Genomic DNA, 19382 nt, shown 5'->3' with positions numbered 1-19382 from the left:
AAGGGCGCGGAGGAATGATTCCGCCGAAGGATGTGCGTCAGCACCGGGAGAGGACACGGACATGGGTTTCTTGGACAACGTCAAGGGATTGGTCGAAAAAGGCCAGGAGCTCGCAGCGGAGAACTCCGACAAGGTTCACGACGCGATCGACAAGGTCGCCGACATCGCCGACGACAAGACCGGCAACAAGTACGGCGATAAGATCGACAAGGCAGCCGAGGCCGCCAAGAAGGCGGTTCCCGAAAAGCAGTAATACCGGATTCGGTAACACCGTTTCGGTAACACAATTGCTCAGGAGCCCGTAACCGAAAAGGTCGCGGGCTTCTGTGCGTCCGCTGGGTGAACTCCCAGGGTCGGCGGGCAGAATGAACGCGTGAACTTCACCTGGATTCTGCTGGTTGTCATTGCCGCCATCGCAGTCACCGGGCTGTCCAATCGGCGAAACCTGCAGGCACCGCTGGTTTTGGTGGCGGTAGGTTCGGCCGCATCGTTCATACCCGGCATGCCGCGACCCGAACTCGACCCCCACGTCATTCTCGGTGTGGTCCTGCCGCCGCTGCTCTACTCGGCCGCTCTCAAATTTTCGGTAGCGACCTTCAAACGCAACCTGGCCCCGATCCTGCGCCTCGGCGTCGGAATGGTGTTGGTGACTGCGTTCGTGGTTGCCTTCTTCGCCGAATGGATGGTGCCCGAGTTCACGATCGGCGCCGCCCTCGTGCTCGGGGCCGTGATCGCGCCGACCGATGCCGTCAGCGCGGTGGCAGTCGGCCAGAAACTCGGGCTGCCGAAACGGGTCATCGCCATCCTGACGGGCGAGGGACTCGTCAACGACGCCACCGCGCTGACGCTCTTCACCGTCGCTGTCGCAGCAGTGACCGGAACGCGAATTGCCACAGATTCGCCCCTGCTGTTCTTCGCGTACGAAGTGATCGGTGGCGTCGTCGTCGGCTTGGTGCTCGCGTTCGTCGTCAAGTTCGTTCGTGCCCGCATGTACGACTCTCCACTCGAAACCGGCTTGGGGCTGGTGCTTCCGTTCGCTGCGTACCTTGCCGCCGAAGAACTGCACGCGTCCGGTGTTCTGGCCGTCGTGGTAGCAGGCCTGGTGATCGGGCACTATTCGACGGATGCGTCGATCATGACGAGACTGCAGGAACGCTCGGTGTGGTCGAGCCTGGACACTCTCCTCGAGATGTTCGTCTTTGCGTACATGGGTCTACAACTGAGCTTCGTGATCGACGATGTTGTCGCCGACGGGCTTCCGGTGCTTCACGTGTTCGCATACGGTCTCGCAGTCCTGGCCGTGGTCATCGTGATTCGGCCACTGTGGCTGTTCTTGAGTTACTCGCGTGTTCGATTCGGTGTAACCCTGCGCCGCGATCGCGAGAATCAACTGACGTGGAAACAGAATCTGGTGGTCTCGTGGGCGGGTATGCGCGGCGTCGTCACGCTTGCTGCCGCCGGCGGTATTCCGTTCGCGCTCTCGTCCGGCGAGCCGTTCCCCGGACGCGGCGTCATCCAGGCGATCGCGTTCATCGTCGCGGTCGGGACCTTGCTGATTCAGGGATCGACTCTGCCGTTCATGATTCGTCGCCTCGACGTCGCGGATCCCTACGAGCAGTTGCGCACGCAGGAACAGATGGAGTTGGCACGCAACATTTCTCGGAAGGCCGGTGAGGAGGCGTTGGCCGACGCTGCGGCGCACCCTCCGCCGGGGATCGACGGAAAGGAACTGCAGGCAATCGTCGAACGTGTGCGGCGTTCGATGCAGGCGAGGCTTCAACTCCAGGAGGTCGACGAAGACGCCGATCGCGAGGCTGTCCTGTGGAACGCGGGAGCGTTGTTCGACAAGTTCCGGCATCAGTCATTGCGCTCGCAGCGAGTTGCGCTGATCGCCGCACGTGACGAGGGCGATCTCGACGACGAGGTATTGCGTACCGTATTGGAAGGACTCGACATCGAAGAGGCCGCAGCCGAGGAACGTGTCAGGCGTCGCCGAGCAGGCAGCGCGGGCAAATAGAGGGGAACACTGCGTATGACGGTTCGGAGTTCGAGAGTTCGCGCAGGCTGGGCAGTGCTGGTGGCGAGCGTACTTCTCGTGAGCGTCGCCTGTGGATCGGATACGTCGCCTGACATATCTGTCACCGACACCGAGACCACCACCCCGCCGGTCGAGAGCAGTGCTCAACGCGGCGTCGTGTTCGACAGTCAACCTTTCACCAGCACAGCGGAAGTGGCGGCGTCCGGAGCGCGTGCGGTCAAGATCCTGTACGGCTCCACCTCCGGCATCGACGGCCGGGAGACTCAGGTATCGGGAACGGTGTTCACGCCGGCTGGAACGCCGCCGGAGGGTGGCTGGCCGATCGTCTCCATCGGCCATGGCACGACGGGTATTTCGGACGACTGTGCGCCGTCGACGTCGCCGACTCTCTTCGGCACGATCGGTCTGGTCGCGCCGTTCCTCGACTCGGGATACGTTGTCGCTGTCTCCGACTTCGAGGGCCTCGGCACTCCGGATCCGCATCCCTACCTGCAACCCGACACCGCGGCGTTCAACGTCATCGACGCGGTTCGAGCGGCGCGCAACGTAGTCCCGGACACCTCGACTCGGTGGGCAACTCTGGGGCTTTCCCAAGGCGGGCAGGCCTCCTGGGCAGCAGCCGAGGAAGCCGACACCTACGGCGACGGCCTCGAATTCGTGGGTGCGGCAAACCTGTCCCCGGCAGCGGACATCTCACCGATCATCTCGAGTGATTCCGAGGTCAATCTGTCTCTCCCACAGCAGCTGCTGCTCCCGTACGTGCTCGAAGGACTCTCCCTCACCCACCCCGAACTCGAACGAACCGACTACGTGCGTGGCGCATTCGAGCAGAACTACGAACTGCTCACCTCGTGCCTGACCTCTCGCGCGACAGAGAAGTTGGGTCTTGTCGGAAAGGTCACTCCGGCCGATACCCGGCCCGCTACCGCCGAGGACGCGGATCGAATTCACGCGTGGCTCAGCGACGTTGCTCTCCCACGTCAACGGGCGAGCGGTCCCATGTACGTCGTCGTCGGTACCAATGACAACCTCATCCGTCCGGAATGGACCGAGGCGGCAGTCGAACGCGCCTGCGCCGAGGGTGACGTCATCGAGTTCCAGGCGCGGCCGGGCGAGGGTCACGCGGACGGCGCCGCCGTGCCGGGAGCTGTTGCGTGGGTCAAGGATAGATTTGCAGGTGTGCCGGCGCCGAATACCTGCGGGTCGTGAATCGATGACGCCGTTGGAGCGAATCCGCGCCCTTGCACTGGCATTGCCGGAGGCAACCGAGCGAGTCAGCCACGGTGAAGTGTCGTGGTTCGTGCGCAAGGCGCCGCAGTTCGTCACCATGGCAGATCACCACCACGACGATCGTCTCGCGATCTGGGCCGCGGCACCATCTGGGGCGCAGGCAGATTGGGTCAGCCGCGATCCGTCGAGGTTCTTCGTCCCGCCGTACGTGGGTGGCCGCGGATGGATCGGCGTGTACCTCGACGTGCCGAGCGCCGACGAAACCGAGGACGAGAAATTTTGGAACGACGTCGCCGACGTCGTCGAAGATGCGTACCGCACGGTGGCTCCGAAAACTCTGACCCGGAAACTGGATGAGGATTCGCGTTGAGCCCGGCCGTAGTCGCGCTTCTGAGCGTGCTGATTCTCGCAGTGGCCGGGGCGCTGACCGCGGTGTGGATGCGCACCAGACGTGAGGTGACCACCCCCACCGAGCGTGCCGTCCACGCGGCGCTCCACACGGCTTCGCTTGCTGCGCGGCCACTTCGGCGCGGACTCGACAAGAATTCGGCGGCGGAGGCGGCGCCTCACCTGCGCGAGCTGACCGGCGGCGCCGGCTTGGGCCTGGCTGACGCGTCGGGAAATCTGCTGGCGTGGGACGGTCGTCACGAAGCGTTGGCCGATCAGTTCCACGACGCCGCCATTCGCGCGATCGAAGGCGAGCGCCGGGTGCTCGTCACCCACGCAGACCTGGTGCGCGGATCGAGCGATCACAGCGTGCGAGCGCTGATCGCTCAGCCCCTGTTGATCGAGGACATCGGCGTAGTCGGGGTGATGGGAATCGTCACCAGCGAAGATCCGTGGCCGGGAATGCTCGGAGCGGTCACCGAGGTCGCTCGGTACGCCTGCAGTCAGATCGAACTCGCCGACCTCGACGCGTCCCGGGCCCTGTTGGATCGAGCGGAAGTGCGGGCTCTGCGCGCGCAGATCAGTCCCCACTTCATCTACAACGCGCTCAACACCGTCGCGTCGTTCGTGCGGACCGACCCGGCGCGTGCCAGGGAACTGATTCTCGAGTTCGCGGACTTCACCCGGTACTCGTTTCGATCAGCGGGCGAGTTCACCCTGCTCGCCGACGAGCTACGCAACATTGATCGGTATCTGACTCTCGAACGCGCGCGATTCGGGGAGGCGCTGAACGTCCGCCTTCAGGTTGCACCCGAAGTGCTCAACGTGGTCCTTCCCTTCCTGGCTCTCCAGCCGCTGGTCGAGAACGCGGTTCGTCACGGCATTTCGAGTAAGCCGGAGGGCGGCACTGTCACCATCGTGGCCGCGGACGAGGGACCGGACTGCATCATCAGCGTCGAGGACGACGGTGTGGGGATGGATCCCGAACTACTGCGTTCCGGTTCGCTCGACGCCATCGAGTCGGGATCAGGACGACCCAGCGCGCGGGAAGCCGCTCACGTCGGCTTGGCCAACGTCGACGACAGGCTTCGCGCCGCGTTCGGAAACGACTACGGGCTGGTGGTGGAGACGGCGCCGGGCGCGGGAACGAAGGTCAGTATGCGTGTTCCCAAGTTCAAGCAGGGGATTCACGTCTGATTCTCGCCTTCGATGATCAGGCTGAAACCGTCGTGGGAACATGGACCTGTTGTGAACGAGACTGACACTGATGCCCAGCTGACCGTCCTCGCCGTCGACGACGAGAAACCAGCCCTCGACGAGCTGGCGTTCTTGCTGCGTGCAGAGGGCTCGGTCGCGCACGTTCACACTGCATCGGATGCGACGACCGCGTTGAGGATCCTGCGCGGTGGAAGCATCGACGCGGTGTTTCTCGACATCAACATGCCCGGACTCGACGGTCTCGAACTGGCAGGCATTCTCTCCAACTTCGCCACGCCGCCGCCCGTCGTGTTCGTGACAGCGCACGACGATCGAGCGGTTGCGGCATTCGATCTCGGTGCCGTCGACTACCTACTCAAACCGCTCCGGGAGGAGCGTCTCGCTCAGGCTGTTCAACGGATCGTGGGGTTGGCCGGGCGCACCAAGAGCGAGAGCAAGCCCGAAGCTGCGTCCACCGACGAGGTGATCCCGGTGGAACTGGGCGGTGTCACGACGCTCGTTCAGCGGTCCTCGGTGGAGTGGGTGGAAGCCGACGGGGACTACGCGCGTTTGCACACTGCAGGGAAGTCGCACCTGGTACGCATCCCGATCTCGACGCTCGAATCACGCTGGGCGGACGCCGGCTTCCTGCGCGTTCACCGCTCCTATTTGGTGTCTCTGGCGCTGGTCACCGGTATCCGCACGGTGGGCAGTGGATTGGTGGTGTGTCTGCGCCCGCACGGCGACAAGCCCCCCGTCGAGCTTCCGGTCAGCCGCAGACACACCCGTGAACTCAAGGATCGTCTGGTTCGTGCGCCCAAGCAGAGTTGGTTGTCGCGATGACGTCGCAGTCCGATCCTCCTCAACGTCAGCGTGTGGTGTTGGCGCAACGCAGTGGCGCTCGGATCGTGCGGACACGGGTGGAGGTGCAGGAACAGACCGAAGTCGGTGACGCCATGATTTGGGGTCTCGTTCGCGCGCAGTTGGGGCTGGCGATCCGCCTTGCCGTCGTCGCAGCCGGGCTCCTTTGTGCAGTACCGCTTCTGACGCACCTGTTCCCGACGCTGTCGGACGTCGCTGTCCTGGGAATCAGATTGCCGTGGCTCGTGATGGGCGGCGCCGTGTATCCCTTGCTGTTGATCACCGGCTGGGTGTTCGTGCGTCGGGCGGAACGAAACGAGCAGGACTTCACCGACATCGTGGACGACTGAGCGCGGCGCTGTGGGAGGACAACCTATCCCGGTATTGACGGTGCTCGGCATCGTGGCAGCGGCTGTGGCGACGGTGGCGATCGGCATTTACGGAGTTCGGCTCGCTCGCACCACCTCGGACTTTCTCGTGGCGTCCAGAACCGTCAGCGCGCGGTGGAATGCGACGGCCATCTCCGGCGAGTACCTCTCTGCTGCTTCGTTTCTCGGCGTCGCCGGGCTGGTCGCGAAATACGGTGCAGACGCCCTCTGGTATCCCATCGGATTCACCGCCGGATACCTCGCACTGCTTCTGTTCGTCGCAGCGCCGCTTCGGCGTTCGGGAGCGTACACCGTCCCCGATTTTGCCGAATTCCGTCTCGGCTCACCGCGATTGCGCAAGCTCGCGATGCTCGTGGTCGCGATGGTGTGCATCCTGTATCTGATTCCACAGTTCCAAGGCGCGGGCCTGACGCTCAACATCCTGCTCGGTGTTCCCAGTTGGATCGGCGGTGTTGCGGTCGGGGTCATCGTCATCGCCAACGTCGTGGGCGGCGGGATGCGCTCGATCACCTTCGTTCAGGCCTTCCAGTACTGGCTCAAACTGACCGCCGTCGCGATTCCCGCTGTGGCACTGACCTTCTACTTCTTCGGAGATCACCACGACGTCGGCGCTTCGATGCCGCCGACGGTCACTACTGCAACGACGGTGGACATCACCACCGACGTCGTGGTCCAGGTGTCCGAGCCGGTGACGGTCAGCGGTGGCACGGTCGACGGGCGAGCGGTCGAAGGTACCGTCACCCTGGGGCCGGGGGAGCACACCCTCGGTGAAGGCATGTCCATGGTCCTCGACGCGGGAGCCGCGGTCCCCGTCGTCGCCGGAGCACCTGCGCAGAACTCGGACTGGATCACCCCAGGTTGGGGTTTCGGTGGGCCGCACCCGATGTATCAGGTGTACTCGCTGATGCTCGCCACATTCCTCGGAACGCTCGGCCTGCCTCACGTTCTCGTCCGCTTCTACACCAATCCCGACGGTCGGGCCGCTCGTCTGACGTCGCTCGCAGTTGTCGGTCTGGTCAGCGTGTTCTACCTGTTTCCGACACTCTTGGGTGTCTTCGCTCGCCTGTATGTTCCGCAACTTCTGATCACGGGTACCTCGGATGCCGCGGTGCTGCTGCTTCCGGGGTCGGTGTTCTCGGGGTGGGGCGGCCAACTGCTGGCAGCCCTCGTGGCGTCCGGTGCCATTGCGGCCTTCCTGTCGACGTCGTCCGGATTGCTCGTCAGCATCGCAGGGGTCGTCAGTACCGATGTCCTCCGCGGGCGTGTTCGGGATTTCCGCATTGCCGCACTCCTGGCCGGTGTCGTTCCGCTCGTGCTGTCGCTTGCGGTGGTGTCGGTCGACCTCTCGAGAACCGTCGGGTTGGTGTTCGCGGTCGCGGCGTCGACGCTCTGCCCTCTGCTCGTGTTGGGCATTTGGTGGCGCGGCCTCACCGCCGTCGGTGCGGGGGCGGGGATGGTGGTCGGCGGGTTCGTCGCGGGAACCGCCGCTACCGTCGCAGTTCTGGGCGGTTTGTCGGAGAACGTCCTCGGTGGCTGGCCGGCAGCCATTTTTGCGTTCCCGGCCGCGGTGAGCGTGCCGCTGGCGTTCCTCACGATGATCGTCGTGAGCAAGGCGTCGGCAAAGCAAGTACCGGCAGATATTGCGCGAATCTTCACGCGGATGCACGCCCCCGAACGGCTCGGAATGGGCTCCGATCGCGAAGACGATCTCCGCCAACCCTGACTTTCATCGCCCAGGGCTCATGCCGTTGGTCGCGCCTGCCGGACCGTTCGGCGCAGCGCGCGACTGCTCAGCGTGTGACTGCCACCACAGCGTCTTCATGTGACTCCAATCTCACTAACGTCTGTGTGTAGTTCACTTCACACGCGAGGCGAGGAGCCGGCAGTGTCCACAGCAGAAATCAGTGAGGGGTCGCCGCAAGAGCGACGCACCCCGGATGCCCAGGCATTCATAGACATGCAAGCGAGTCCCGAATTCCAGGAACTCCGAACGCGTCTGCGCAAGTTCGTTTTCCCCATCACTGCATTCTTCCTGCTCTGGTATGCGGTGTACGTCGTCCTGGCTACCTACGCCCACGACTTCATGGCCACCAAGGTCCTCGGAAACATCAATCTCGGCATCATCCTCGGCCTCGGGCAGTTCGTCACCACCTTCGCCATCACCGCGTGGTACGTGAAGTTCGCCGGCCGTGAGCTCGATCCCCGCTCCGCCGCCATCCGCGAAGAACTGGAAGGTCCCGCACAGTGATCACCACACTCGCCGCGTCCGAAACGGACGTAGGAAACCCCGCCTTCAACATCGCGATCTTCCTCGCGTTTGTCGTCGTGACCATGACGCTGGTCATCCGCGCCAGCCGGACCACCAAGAAGGCATCGGACTTCTACACCGGCGGTGGACAGTTCACCGGCCCGCAGAACGGCTTCGCCATCGCCGGCGACTACCTGTCGGCGGCGTCGTTCCTCGGTATCGCAGGGGCGATCGCGGTGTACGGCTACGACGGCTTCTTGTACTCCATCGGATTCCTTGTCGCCTGGTTGGTTGCGCTGCTTCTGGTGGCCGAATTGCTCAGGAACACCGGAAGATTCACGATGGCCGACGTCCTGAGCTTCAGGCTCAAGCAGCGTCCGGTGCGCATGGCGGCAGCCCTGTCCACTCTGGCAGTTTCCCTCTTCTACCTCCTTGCTCAGATGGCCGGCGCCGGTGGACTTGTCGCGCTGCTGCTCAACATCGACGGCAAAGTGGGACAGTCGATCGTCGTCGCGATCGTCGGTGTGCTGATGATCGTGTATGTCTTGGTCGGCGGCATGAAGGGCACCACCTACGTACAGATGGTCAAGGCGGTTCTGCTGGTCGCCGGAGCCGGCATCATGTTCGTGCTCGTACTGTGGGCAGTGCGCGGCAACTTCTCTCAGTTGCTCGCCAATGCGCAGGACATGGTCAACAGTTCCACCACCAAGGGTGTGCAGGGACGCGACATCCTCGGGCCCGGTGCGAAGTACGGGCTGTCCGGAATGACGAAGCTCGACTTCATCTCTCTCGGAATCGCTTTGGTGCTCGGCACCGCCGGCCTGCCGCACGTGCTGATGCGCTTCTACACGGTACCCACTGCCAAGGAAGCTCGCCGCTCGGTGACCTGGGCGATCGCGCTGATCGGCGCCTTCTACCTGTTCACGCTGGTCCTCGGCTACGGCGCGGCCAGTATGGTCGGACCGGACAAGATCTTGGCGGCACCCGGTAAGGAGAACGCGGCAGCTCCGCTGCTCGCCTTCGAACTCGGCGGCACCATCTTCCTCGGCATCATTTCCGCGGTGGCCTTCGCGACCATCCTCGCCGTCGTCGCCGGCCTCGCGATCACTGCGTCGGCGTCGTTCGCTCACGACATCTACGCCAGTGTCATCAAGCGCGGCAACGCAACCGAGGAGCAGCAGGTTCGAGTTTCTCGAATCACCGTCGTGGTCATCGGACTTGTCTCCATCGTTCTCGGCATCATGGCGATGGGGCAGAACATCGCCTTCCTGGTGGCTCTCGCCTTCGCGGTGGCTGCCTCGGCGAACCTGCCCACCTTGCTGTACTCGCTGTTCTGGAAGAAGTTCAACACCACCGGTGCACTCTTCAGCATCTACGGCGGTTTGATCAGCTGCTTGACGCTGATCGTCTTCTCCCCGGCAGTGTCGGGCAAGGCGTCGTCGATGTTCCCGAACTCCGACTTCGCGTGGTTCCCACTCTCGAACCCCGGTATCGTCTCGATCCCGCTGGCATTCGTCCTCGGCATTGTCGGTACGTACATCGGACGCAACAAGATCGAAGACCCGGCAAAGCAGGCAGAGATGGAAGTTCGCTCCCTCACCGGCGTCGGCGTCGAAAAGGCTGTCAGCCACTAAGAGGGGCAAAGCCCCCGTGCGTCTTTCTGGTACCTCTGGTTACGGAAAAGGCGCACGGGGCTTATTGTTCTGCCATGGCAAAGCTCACAGTGAAAATCGATGTTCCGCTTCCTCCTCAGGAAGTGTGGGACAAGGCGTCCGATCTCAGTGGATACGAAAACTGGCTCGTGGTTCACGACGGATGGCGCAGTGAACTTCCCGAGCAATTGGGTGTCGGTACCGAGATCAGCTCGGTCGTGACGGTGAAGGGCCTGCGCAACCGCGTTCGGTGGACCATCAAGAAATACGACGTTCCGAAGGCGATCTCGCTCAAGGGAGACGGCAAGGGCGGGGTCCAGCTCGGTCTCGAACTCGACGTGAAGGCAAAGGGCGACGGGTCGGAACTCGCGCTGACAGTCGAGTTGGGCGGCGCGCCGTTGTTCGGCCCGATCGGTTCGAGTGTGGCGCGGGCGCTCAAAGGCGATGTGGAGAAGTCACTGGCCCAGTTTGTCCAGATCTACACCTAGTTTGTCGAGATACAAACGTAGAGCTACTTCGCCGCTAATATGAGTTAGGATTCTTTTCGGCGAAATAAACCAGGCATCGGTTGGTTACCGGTGCGGTTCCCGCTGGAAAGGATTCGCTCGACGTAGTGGACTCGCCGCGTCCGCGCCGGCCGTCGGTTCGGTCTTCATGGACTGCCCGATGGCAAGTGTGGGTGCAGACTCGTCGAGGACAGACGAAGCCGGCAAACCGCTGGCGGCGGCTCTGACATCGGACACCGGACGCTCCGTGCTCGCCGGCCTCGGGTTCCGCGGCGCGGATCAGGCCCCACTGGTCGCCGGTGGAGTGGGGAAGGTTTTGTCGCTGGTGCCGTCCGATCCGGCTGTGGTCACCAAGGCCCTCGCGCGGTACGAGATTCTGTCAGACCATCGCGCGCCTTGGCAGTTGTCGACGTCTCGGGGTCCATGGACTACATGCAGGCCGGGATCACTTGTATGGCCGCGACTGCGCAGGCCGGCGACATCGCGATCCGAATGTTTCCCGGCAACGCACAATTGGGCCCCTGGGCATTCTCCGTGGACCTCGGTGACGGGACGGACTACCGCGAACTCGAACCCATCGCCCGTATGGATGCAACCGAAGACGAGACGGACCATCGGAGCAAACTACTGTCTCAGATCGACAATCTCTCTTCGATCGTCGGCGGCGGAACAGGTTTGTACGACAGCGTTCTCGCCGCGTATCGGTCGGTGCAACAGTCCTCCGATCCGGCCTCGATCAATTCGGTGATACTGCTGACCGACGGTGCCAACGACGATTCGACAGGTATCGCGCTGCGGGAACTCCTCGACACCGTGACTCGCGAACAGGACCCGACGCGCCCGGTGCCGATCATCATCGGCGTCACCGATGACGCCTATACCGATGTGCTCGAGCAGATTCGGCTCTCGCCGGCGGCAACAGTCATTTCGCTCCGATACCGGCAGACATCCCGAAGGTCTTCGTCGGCGCGATCAGTGGGCGCGCCGGCTGAATTACTCGAGTACGGGTGCGTCCGCGCTGTCCGTGATCCATTCGGTCGCGAGCTTCTCGAGGGTGCCGTCGGCGTAGAGCGCATCCACGGCGGCGGAGACACACGCGGTCAGTGGACTGTTCTTCTCGAGCACCAAACCGAAGAATTCGGTGACCGCGTTGGGCCGCGGAAACTGACCCACGATGACGGACCCGGGGAGTTCGTTCTCGGTGATGTGGAATCCCGTCGGGATGTCGACGACCAGCGCCTCGATCTCGCCCGCGGCCAGCGCTGCTTTCGCGTCGTCCGTGGTCGCGAACTCGCGTGGCGCAGTGGTCGGAACAATCGTGTCGGTGATCGCCGCGAGGCTGGTGGAACCCGTCTGAGCGCCCAAGCGGTAGCCGGCAAGATCCGCAAGATTCTTTGCACCAGCGGCTTTGCTTCCGCGTGAGGCGATCACCGACTGCGCCACTGCGTAGTACGGCGAGCTGAAGTCGACGTTCTCGCGGCGTTCCCCGGAAATCGTGAACTGATTGGCGTCGAAGTCGAAGTCCTTGGGGCCCGGTTTCAACGCGTCGTTGAAGGCGACCGTTGTGAAGCGAACCTGCTCGGTGGTGTATCCGAGCTTGTCGACGACGGCGCGGGCCACCGCGCCCTCGAAGCCCTTGCCGTTCGACGGATTGTTGTCGACGAACCACGGTGCGTACGCCGGTGAATCGGTGGCGATGGTCAAGACACCGTCTTCGAGGGTGGTCCCGCTCTGGGGTCCGCACTTGTCCACCGCGGTGGTCGAGGGCAGTTTGGTGAAGGCCTCGGGAACCGTGGTCGTGGTGTCCGCTGCCGCAGGTGCCTCCGGCTGCGACGAACACGAGCCCAACAAGATCGAGGAAGCAAAGATCGCGGTCACGGCAACGGCGCGTCGTGTCATGGGCGCCATCTTGCCTGTTTGTCCGGTACGGACGTGACGGGGGTCTCGTGCGGGACCTGTTCACGCAGCTGAGCGTCGTAGCGCAAGGCGCTCAGACGGCGTCGTCCCACCCCAGACTCCGTGCGGTTCAGCGGTCTCGAGTGCAAAAGTCAGGCAGTCCCGGATGACTGGGCAGCGGAAGCACACCTGCTTCGCGGAACTTTCCCGTGCGGCCCGATTGCGTCCGCGTTCTTCACCCGGCGAATAGAACACCGCCGGGTCCACCGTCTTACAGGTGGCGAACGTCCGCCAGTTGTTTTCCACTAACGGCCCCGGTGAACTGCGAACGGTCATCGTGGTCTCCTCTCCCATCGAAAATCCAGTCTCACCCGTGGCCCTGCGCTGCGGCAGGTTTCCGATCCACCAGATTTCTACTGCCAGACACAGCGCTATCCAGGCACAGCGGTTTCCAGCACAATGAGGAAATGGCAACGACGGATCGGGGTCAGATCACTCTCGACGGCACAACCGTGCCCGTAACCAATCTGGGCAAGATCCTCTACCCCGAGAGTGGGACCTCGAAGGCCGAAGTCATCGACTACTACACCCGTATCGCCGCAGTCATGCTTCCGCACGTCATCGGTAGGCCGGGTACTCGTAAGCGTTGGCCGAACGGTGTCGATGGCCAGTCCTTCTTCGAAAAGAACCTTGCGTCGTCTGCGCCGCGGTGGCTTACCCGAGCGTCGCTGCAACATTCGGATCGTGTTGTCACGTACCCGATCTTCGATTCCGTTGCATCCCTGGCGTGGTTGGGGCAGCAGGCGGCACTCGAATTGCATGTTCCCCAATGGCGGTTCGACGGTTCCGAGCGTGGCCCGGCGACACGTCTGGTGTTCGATCTCGACCCGGGTGAGGGCGTGGGGTTGACCGAGTGCGCCGAGGTTGCGAGGTCGATTCGAGATCTGGTCGCAACTCTGGGGTGGACTGCTTATCCGGTAACCAGTGGTAGCAAGGGAATCCACCTCTACGTTCCGCTGGATCGAACTTTGGACGGCAGTGGTGCGTCGACTGTCGCCAAGCAGATCGCCACCGGACTCGAGAAGCTTCACCCGGATCTCGTCACCGCAACGATGGCTCGAAATGTCCGGGCCGGCAAGATCTTCGTGGACTGGAGTCAGAACAACGCCGCCAAGACCACCATTGCGCCCTATTCGATGCGCGGTCGTGATCAACCCTATGTTGCCGCGCCGCGTAGTTGGGACGAACTCGACGATCCGAAGCTGCGCCACCTGCTGTTCGACGAGGTGCTGGAGCGCGTCGAATCAGACGGTGATCTGCTGGCCGATCTGGATCCGCCGGTCTCGGCGGCTGTTGCCGACACGTTGACGCACTATCGCAACAAACGATCGCCTGATCGGACGCCCGAGCCGATCCCGGCTGCGGTGGCCAAGGAGACAGCGGGCAATACCTTTGTGATTCAAGAACATCACGCCAGACGATTGCATTACGACGTACGTCTAGAGAGGGACGGTGTGCTCGTATCCTGGGCAGTCCCGAAGGGTGTGCCGACCAGTGCCGGAGAGAATCGGCTAGCCGTGCACACCGAGGATCATCCGCTCGAATACGCCACGTTCTCGGGCACGATTCCGAAGGGGGAGTACGGCGGCGGTTCGATGACGATCTGGGATTCCGGAACATACGAGACCGAGAAGTGGCGTGAAGACGAGGTGATCGTGCGCCTGAGCGGGGAGCGGGTGCAGGGACGGTTCGCGATGATCCGGACAAAGGGTGACCAGTGGTTGATGCATCTGATGAAGGACCAGAACGCGAGTTTCGGAACGGAGTTTCCCAAGAATCTCGAGCCGATGCTTGCCACCGCTGGAACGCTCGAGGGTCTCGACCCGCAGGAGTGGGCTTTCGAAGGAAAGTGGGACGGTATTCGAGTGATTCTCGAATACCGTTCGGGCGCAATGTCACTCCGCAGTCGCGCGGGTAACGACAAGACTCGGGACTATCCCGCCCTTTCCGGGTTGGCCGAGACCCTGGACGGTCATGACGTGGTTCTCGACGGCGAAGTGGTGGCGTACAACGAGGCGGGTGTCACCGATTTCGGTCTGCTGCAGCGCGGTGGGGATCCGGTTTTTCTGGCCTTCGATCTTCTGTACCTCGACGGAGTGTCTTTGCTGCGGAAGTCCTATTCGGATCGCCGTACCGTGTTGAATGCGTTGGCGGGCAAGGTCGGTGAACTCGAGGTACCCCCACAGATCGAGGGTACGGCGGAGAACGCGTTGGAGGTGAGTGCCGATGCCGGGTGGGAAGGGATTGTCGCCAAACGTCTTGCATCGGTGTACCTTCCGGGGTGGCGTGGGTCGAGTTGGATCAAGGTGAAGAACTGGCGCACCCAAGAGGTGGTGATCGGTGGGTGGCGCACCGGGCAGGGCAATCGAGCGCAGGGGATCGGGGCGCTGCTCATGGGAATTCCGGGTGAGGACGGATTGACCTACGTGGGGCGCGTCGGTACCGGCTTCAGCGATCGTGATTTGGAGTCCTTACTTGCGACACTGGAACCGCTGCGTCAGAAGGAAAGTCCGTTCGAGGAGGAACTGCCCGCCGACGACCGAAAGGGAGCAGTGTGGGTGAAACCGGAACTCGTCGGTGAGGTGCGGTTCATGGATTGGACGAAGACCGAGCGTCTACGTCATCCGAGTTGGCGGGGTCTGCGGGAGGACAAGAAGCCGGGCGACGTGGTGCGGGAAACAAGGCAATAACGGCCAACGCACCGAGGAACGCTGCTGCGGCACAGATCTGGATTCCCATGCACATCGCCGAAGTGTAAGCCTGATTCGCTGCTTCGGCCACAATGCTCACCGGGGGAGCGTCGGCGTGGATCTGCGCCAGATCGACTGTGGAAGCGCTGACTCCGGGTTCGAAGCGGGACCGGAAAACCGTTGCTACGACTGTCCCGACGATGGCGACGCCCAGAACTCCACCCAATTCCCGTACGACACTGTTAATCGAACTTGCCATCGAAGCCTGCTGGGGCGTAACCGACGACATCGACGCAGTTGTTGCCGGAGCCATGACCAACCCCATCCCGGCGCCAACCAGTGCCATTATCGCAGCCAAGACCCCGAACGGTGCGTACCTACCCGCGGCGATCGACAAGACCAACAGTCCCACGGACATGACCGTGAGGCCGCCCGCGATCGAACTGCGCACCCCGAATCGGCCCACCACACGATGGCTGCTGGAGGCGACAGCCGCCATCACCAGTGCAAACGGAACTGCACCGACGCCGGCAACCAATGGACCGTAACCGCGAACGAATTGGAGGTATTGCGTGTACGTGAAGAGAACACCGAACAAGGCGAAGAACGTTGCGGCCAAGATGGCATTGGAGATGCTGAACACTCGGCTGGTGAAGATGCGCACGTCTGTCATCGGCGCCGGGACCCGCAGCTCCCACCAGACGAACCCGGCGAGAAGTGCTGTTGCGCTGACGATCTCCAGCACCGTGATGGGCGACGACCATCTGCGAAGGCTTGCTTGGGTGAGGGCATCCACGATCAAAGCCAGTCCGCCGGCGGACAACAGGAGTCCGGGGATGTCGAAGGAACCCTTCACCATTCCCCCTGCTGAGGGCACAAGAGAAACCGTCGCGGCTATCACAACGGCGACCAATGGGACGTTTATCCAGAAGACGCTTCCCCAACTGAAATGTTCGAGAAGTACGCCACCGACTACGGGGCCGATCGTGATTCCCAGTCCGGCGGTTGCAGACCAGATTCCTATCGCCCGCCCTCTCTCGTGCGGGGCGAACATCGAGACGGCAAGTGACAGCGTCGCCGGCATGACCAGTGCGGCGGCGGCTCCCATCATTGTTCTCCAGCCGATCAGCTGCAACGACGTGTGAGAGAGGGCAGCGAAGGCTGACCCGAGGGCGAACAAGGTGAGGCCGGTCAGAAGTATCCGACGGTGACCGAATCTTGTGCCGAGTCCACCTGCCGTGATGAGCAAGGCGGCGAACGCCAATGTGTATGCGTTGGTGATCCATTGCAGGTCGACGGTGGTCGCCTGCAGTTCGCGGGCAAGGGTCGGGATAGCGGTGTTGAGGATGGTGTTGTCGATCGTGACTACGACGAGGGATGTGCAGAGGGCGCCGAGTGCTGCCCATCGTCGCCGGTCATTGGGTTCGAGGGAATTCATCATGTCCTTACGAATGTAACCTTACGAATGTTTAGTTATGAGAACGTACCCCTTCGCCTTACATGTGTAAAGTTTGTCGGGTGAGTGATGTTTCCGAAGATGCCGATGAAACTGGGGCGAGTGGTTCTCGGAGTACTCGCGCCCGAAATCCGAGAGGAAGCGGCGCACGGCTCCGCGGAGAGATCGTCGCCGCAGCGGCGACGCTCATCGCCCGCACCGGATCGGATCAGGCAGTGACGCTCCGATCGGTCGCTCGCGAAGTCGGGATATCCGCACCATCTATCTACGGACACTTTTCCGATCGCGACGCCATTGTCGAAGCGGTGGTCTCCGAATCGCTGGAGCAGTTGCATCTCGCCGTGGCCGACGCCGTTGCCGCACACCCCGACCCGGTCGAGGGTCTGTATGCCGGGTGCTCGGCATACGTCGAGTTCGGCATTTCCGAGCCCGCTCGGTACCGGGTCTTGTTCGGGTGGTCCAGGCCGAAAGGTCAGTCACCACAATCGGATACGCGAGGACTGGCCGCCTTCAACACGCTGGTGACCAACCTCGACGCGTGCGTCGCCGCTGGGAGGTCGACCAGCACAGACACTTTCGTCGATGCGGTATCGATCTGGACTTCGCTGCACGGACAGGTGATGTTGCGGGCCGATCTCCCGGAATTCCCGTGGCCGTCGACCGACACCGTCAGCGGGATGGTGAGGAGCCTTGCGCGGCTTGTGAACTGACGCCGTGGCCATTTGTCGATCGGCAAACCTGCTCGGTCTGCGCGAGCATCGTGAGATAGGCATCGAGCTGAGCCGCACCGGCGAGAAGGTTGCGACTGCGTATGGTCAGCCGGTCTTGCCAGGAGTCGAGGAACGCTGCCAATGCGTCCGCTCCGCCGGCCTCGCGCAGCGAATCGACGAATTGGGCGACCTGCAACAGTCGGTAGCCGCCGCGTCGCAGTTGCCTCGCGATCTCGGCGTCGCGCACACACTCCGGACCGTATTCGCGATAACCCGTTGATCGTTCGCGCTCTGGACGCAGAATGCCGTGCTCTTCCCACGTGCGCAGTGTCGCCGGATGAACGCCGAGACGGCGCGCGAGTTCACCCACCGTCAACGCTGGTCCGTGCACCAGTGCCGGTGCCGTGGTGGACAGAGTCCCCAGCGCAGTGGCTACCTCGGTGCGAGTGCCACGCTCGGCGCGCAGCGTCACGTGAGCACTGTCGATCAGGCGGTAGGCGGACTCGGTGTCGCCCTGATTGATCGCCCGCATGATTTCCGTAGCTTGTTGGTGTCCGTGACCGCTGCGCAACGCAAGGAAAGTACGCAGGGCCTGCGCGTGCAGAGGCGTGTATCGCCGGTAGCCGGTGTTGCTGCGCTCGGTCGGAGGAAGGATGCCCGCATCGTCGTAATTGCGGATCGCCTGTGCGGACAATCCGTGTTCACGGGCAAGATCGATGGGCCGCACTGATTACCTCCGATTGAGGCTTTCAGTGATCTGCCCCAGGTAATTGTAGTAAAAGTTTCACTCGAACCTTCAACGATACTGTCGAAGGCAGTCCACCTTCGAAAGGGATATCCATGTCTACTGCCTCGACACTGACTGAAATCGGCCGCCATCTCGAAGACTCGGCAAGTCTTGGCCGTGCTGTCGACGACCTGCTCGCAGCGCGAAGCGAGGCGCCGACTCTGCTCGCCCTCGGCGAGCCGACTCACGGGATCAAGGCTTTTCCGTTGCTGCGCAACGAACTTCTCGGCCAGCTGGTCGAACGAGGGTATCGGTCGATCGTGCTCGAAACAGATGCCTTTGCGGCATTCCTTGTCGACGACTACGTGAGCGGGGGAGAGGCGGACATCGAGACAGTCCTCGTCACAGGCTTCAGTCACGGATTCGGTGCGGTACCGGGTAACCGCGAACTCGTCGAATGGCTACGCGAGTACAACCACGGCCGCGCTCCGGCTGACCGAGTTCGCTTCTACGGCTTCGATGCTCCGGTCGAGTATTCCGGCGCTCCGAGCCCACGCCGCGCACTGTCAGCGATAGGTGACTTCCTTCCCGCCGCGTTGCGGCCGCACTTTCTCGATGACGTCGACCTTCTGCTCGGGCAGGACACCGACTGGACCAACCCGGCGGCGATGTTCGATCCGGCTGCGTCCGTCGGCAACTCCGATCATGCTCGCGCCCTGCGCATCATTGCGGACGACCTCGGCAGCGTCCTGCGGCGCGCCGCACCTGTGCTGCGGTCCGCCGACCCGACCGGGTACGACCTGGCCCTCGCACACGCACGCACCGCTGTGGGTCTTCTGCGATACCACGCCGCGATGGCGAGTTCCGCTCCTGATCGCATCGGCACTCTGCTCAGCCTGCGTGCCGAGATGATGGCGGAGAACCTGCTGGCCGTCGTTGCTCAGGAGCAGCGACGCGGGCCGAGTCTGCTGTTTGCCCACAACGCTCATCTCCTGCGAGTGCAGTCCGAGATGCCGGTCAGCGATGATGTGGTCAGTTGGGGGGAGCGCCGGTTCGCTCGTCGGACTTGTCCTCGGGGAGCGTTACGTGTTCTTGGCAACCGACGCCAATCCCGACAGTGATCCGGGCACTCTGCAGGGAGCGTTGGCCGATGCGACCGGTCGGCGTGCCCTGTTCTCGACTCCGGCCCTGCGAGCCGCGCTCGGCCCGTCGATCACCGCGGGAGAAGCGATCCTGCCAGGGCATCTGCCGCTGAAACCTTCGGAGTTGGAGGGCGCCGACGCGGTCATTTTCGTCGCCGATACCGACGGGCAGCGTCATCAGTACTGGTAACAG

General features: G+C 62.9%; 20 protein-coding genes and 1 pseudogene. 16 read left to right on the top strand and 5 right to left on the bottom strand.

The annotated features are described in order from the left end of the window. Positions 1 to 61: 61 nt before the first annotated feature. From R4P65_RS17105 to R4P65_RS17055, 11 genes are all read left to right on the top strand, one after another. Positions 62 to 253 carry an antitoxin gene (locus R4P65_RS17105; RefSeq protein WP_214884047.1) on the top strand — a complete coding sequence of 64 codons (192 nt, stop codon included), beginning with the start codon at positions 62 to 64 and terminating at the stop codon, positions 251 to 253. 120 nt (positions 254 to 373) lie between these two features. Beyond that, a complete protein-coding gene (locus tag R4P65_RS17100; RefSeq protein ID WP_317827393.1) occupies positions 374 to 2017 on the top strand; it encodes a Na+/H+ antiporter in 1644 nt (547 codons plus the stop codon). Positions 2018 to 2032: 15 nt separating this feature from the next. Beyond that, positions 2033 to 3247 (top strand): lipase family protein, encoded by a 1215-nt coding sequence (locus R4P65_RS17095; RefSeq protein ID WP_317827392.1) that lies wholly within the window; start codon positions 2033 to 2035, stop codon positions 3245 to 3247. Positions 3248 to 3251: 4 nt separating this feature from the next. Continuing rightward, a complete protein-coding gene (locus tag R4P65_RS17090; protein WP_317827391.1) occupies positions 3252 to 3638 on the top strand; it encodes an MmcQ/YjbR family DNA-binding protein in 387 nt (128 codons plus the stop codon). Beyond that, positions 3635 to 4852, top strand: coding sequence for a sensor histidine kinase (locus R4P65_RS17085; RefSeq protein ID WP_230814446.1), 1218 nt, complete (start codon positions 3635 to 3637; stop codon positions 4850 to 4852). The genes R4P65_RS17090 and R4P65_RS17085 overlap by 4 nt, the downstream gene beginning before the upstream one ends. A 12-nt stretch (positions 4853 to 4864) precedes the next feature. After that, entirely contained in the window at positions 4865 to 5695 is an 831-nt protein-coding gene (locus R4P65_RS17080; RefSeq protein ID WP_230814445.1) for a LytR/AlgR family response regulator transcription factor, read from the top strand. Beyond that, positions 5692 to 6063 (top strand): hypothetical protein, encoded by a 372-nt coding sequence (locus R4P65_RS17075; protein ID WP_317827390.1) that lies wholly within the window; start codon positions 5692 to 5694, stop codon positions 6061 to 6063. The genes R4P65_RS17080 and R4P65_RS17075 overlap by 4 nt, the downstream gene beginning before the upstream one ends. Positions 6064 to 6073: 10 nt before the next feature. Next, positions 6074 to 7825 carry a cation acetate symporter gene (locus R4P65_RS17070; protein ID WP_230814443.1) on the top strand — a complete coding sequence of 584 codons (1752 nt, stop codon included), beginning with the start codon at positions 6074 to 6076 and terminating at the stop codon, positions 7823 to 7825. Between the two features lie 162 nt (positions 7826 to 7987). Continuing rightward, complete coding sequence (locus tag R4P65_RS17065) at positions 7988 to 8350, top strand: DUF485 domain-containing protein (RefSeq protein WP_003939976.1); 363 nt, start codon at positions 7988 to 7990, stop codon at positions 8348 to 8350. Further along, complete coding sequence (locus tag R4P65_RS17060) at positions 8347 to 9984, top strand: cation acetate symporter (protein WP_230814441.1); 1638 nt, start codon at positions 8347 to 8349, stop codon at positions 9982 to 9984. The genes R4P65_RS17065 and R4P65_RS17060 overlap by 4 nt, the downstream gene beginning before the upstream one ends. 74 nt (positions 9985 to 10058) lie before the next feature. Then, positions 10059 to 10490, top strand: a complete 432-nt coding sequence (locus R4P65_RS17055; protein WP_317827389.1) for an SRPBCC family protein — start codon at positions 10059 to 10061, stop codon at positions 10488 to 10490. Between the two features lie 84 nt (positions 10491 to 10574). Here the strand turns inward: R4P65_RS17055 and R4P65_RS17050 are convergent, their stop codons facing one another. Next, positions 10575 to 10745, bottom strand: a complete 171-nt coding sequence (locus R4P65_RS17050) for a hypothetical protein (protein WP_317827388.1) — start codon at positions 10743 to 10745, stop codon at positions 10575 to 10577. Positions 10746 to 10931: 186 nt separating this feature from the next. Between R4P65_RS17050 and R4P65_RS17045 the strand changes: the two are divergent. Beyond that, positions 10932 to 11363, top strand: a pseudogene (locus tag R4P65_RS17045) (hypothetical protein); the annotation flags it as partial. 138 nt (positions 11364 to 11501) lie between these two features. On the opposite strand, the gene R4P65_RS17040 reads toward R4P65_RS17045, so the two are convergent. Continuing rightward, a complete protein-coding gene (locus R4P65_RS17040; RefSeq protein ID WP_317827387.1) occupies positions 11502 to 12407 on the bottom strand; it encodes a transporter substrate-binding domain-containing protein in 906 nt (301 codons plus the stop codon). Between the two features lie 60 nt (positions 12408 to 12467). Continuing rightward, complete coding sequence (locus R4P65_RS17035) at positions 12468 to 12740, bottom strand: WhiB family transcriptional regulator (RefSeq protein WP_317827386.1); 273 nt, start codon at positions 12738 to 12740, stop codon at positions 12468 to 12470. Positions 12741 to 12871: 131 nt separating this feature from the next. Here R4P65_RS17035 and R4P65_RS17030 point away from each other — a divergent pair, with 131 nt between their 5' ends. After that, the gene (locus R4P65_RS17030) at positions 12872 to 15154 is read left to right on the top strand and encodes an ATP-dependent DNA ligase (RefSeq protein WP_317827385.1); all 2283 of its coding nucleotides are present in this window, start codon (positions 12872 to 12874) and stop codon (positions 15152 to 15154) included. Here the strand turns inward: R4P65_RS17030 and R4P65_RS17025 are convergent. Continuing rightward, positions 15054 to 16595, bottom strand: a complete 1542-nt coding sequence (locus R4P65_RS17025) for an MFS transporter (protein ID WP_317827384.1) — start codon at positions 16593 to 16595, stop codon at positions 15054 to 15056. The genes R4P65_RS17030 and R4P65_RS17025 overlap by 101 nt on opposite strands. Before the next feature lie 77 nt (positions 16596 to 16672). Here R4P65_RS17025 and R4P65_RS17020 point away from each other — a divergent pair, with 77 nt between their 5' ends. Next, positions 16673 to 17320, top strand: coding sequence for a TetR/AcrR family transcriptional regulator (locus R4P65_RS17020; RefSeq protein WP_317827383.1), 648 nt, complete (start codon positions 16673 to 16675; stop codon positions 17318 to 17320). Here the strand turns inward: R4P65_RS17020 and R4P65_RS17015 are convergent. Then, entirely contained in the window at positions 17280 to 18047 is a 768-nt protein-coding gene (locus R4P65_RS17015; RefSeq protein WP_317827382.1) for a MerR family transcriptional regulator, read from the bottom strand. The two genes, R4P65_RS17020 and R4P65_RS17015, sit on opposite strands and share 41 nt — an antisense overlap. 113 nt (positions 18048 to 18160) lie before the next feature. On the opposite strand from R4P65_RS17015, the gene R4P65_RS17010 reads away from it, so the two are divergent. Then, positions 18161 to 19168, top strand: coding sequence for an erythromycin esterase family protein (locus R4P65_RS17010; protein ID WP_317827381.1), 1008 nt, complete (start codon positions 18161 to 18163; stop codon positions 19166 to 19168). Next, positions 19134 to 19379, top strand: a complete 246-nt coding sequence (locus R4P65_RS17005) for a hypothetical protein (RefSeq protein ID WP_317827380.1) — start codon at positions 19134 to 19136, stop codon at positions 19377 to 19379. Before R4P65_RS17010 ends, R4P65_RS17005 begins: the two co-directional genes overlap by 35 nt. Positions 19380 to 19382 lie beyond the last annotated feature (3 nt).

Source organism: Rhodococcus sp. IEGM 1318 (genome assembly GCF_033142465.1).
GTDB lineage: Bacteria > Actinomycetota > Actinomycetes > Mycobacteriales > Mycobacteriaceae > Rhodococcus_F > Rhodococcus_F qingshengii_B.
This window is presented reverse-complemented; position numbering and strand designations above follow the sequence as displayed.

Excerpts from the sequence above, each read along its gene's own strand:
- R4P65_RS17105 (WP_214884047.1), top strand. The coding sequence starts at position 62 with ATGGGTTTCTTGGACAACGTCAAGGGATTGGTCGAAAAAGGCCAGGAG.
- R4P65_RS17095 (WP_317827392.1), top strand. The coding sequence starts at position 2,033 with ATGACGGTTCGGAGTTCGAGAGTTCGCGCAGGCTGGGCAGTGCTGGTG.
- R4P65_RS17090 (WP_317827391.1), top strand. The coding sequence starts at position 3,252 with ATGACGCCGTTGGAGCGAATCCGCGCCCTTGCACTGGCATTGCCGGAG.
- R4P65_RS17080 (WP_230814445.1), top strand. The coding sequence starts at position 4,865 with ATGATCAGGCTGAAACCGTCGTGGGAACATGGACCTGTTGTGAACGAG.
- R4P65_RS17075 (WP_317827390.1), top strand. The coding sequence starts at position 5,692 with ATGACGTCGCAGTCCGATCCTCCTCAACGTCAGCGTGTGGTGTTGGCG.
- R4P65_RS17055 (WP_317827389.1), top strand. The coding sequence starts at position 10,059 with ATGGCAAAGCTCACAGTGAAAATCGATGTTCCGCTTCCTCCTCAGGAA.
- R4P65_RS17040 (WP_317827387.1), bottom strand. The coding sequence starts at position 12,407 with ATGACACGACGCGCCGTTGCCGTGACCGCGATCTTTGCTTCCTCGATC.
- R4P65_RS17035 (WP_317827386.1), bottom strand. The coding sequence starts at position 12,740 with ATGACCGTTCGCAGTTCACCGGGGCCGTTAGTGGAAAACAACTGGCGG.
- R4P65_RS17030 (WP_317827385.1), top strand. The coding sequence starts at position 12,872 with ATGGCAACGACGGATCGGGGTCAGATCACTCTCGACGGCACAACCGTG.
- R4P65_RS17025 (WP_317827384.1), bottom strand. The coding sequence starts at position 16,595 with ATGATGAATTCCCTCGAACCCAATGACCGGCGACGATGGGCAGCACTC.
- R4P65_RS17010 (WP_317827381.1), top strand. The coding sequence starts at position 18,161 with ATGTCTACTGCCTCGACACTGACTGAAATCGGCCGCCATCTCGAAGAC.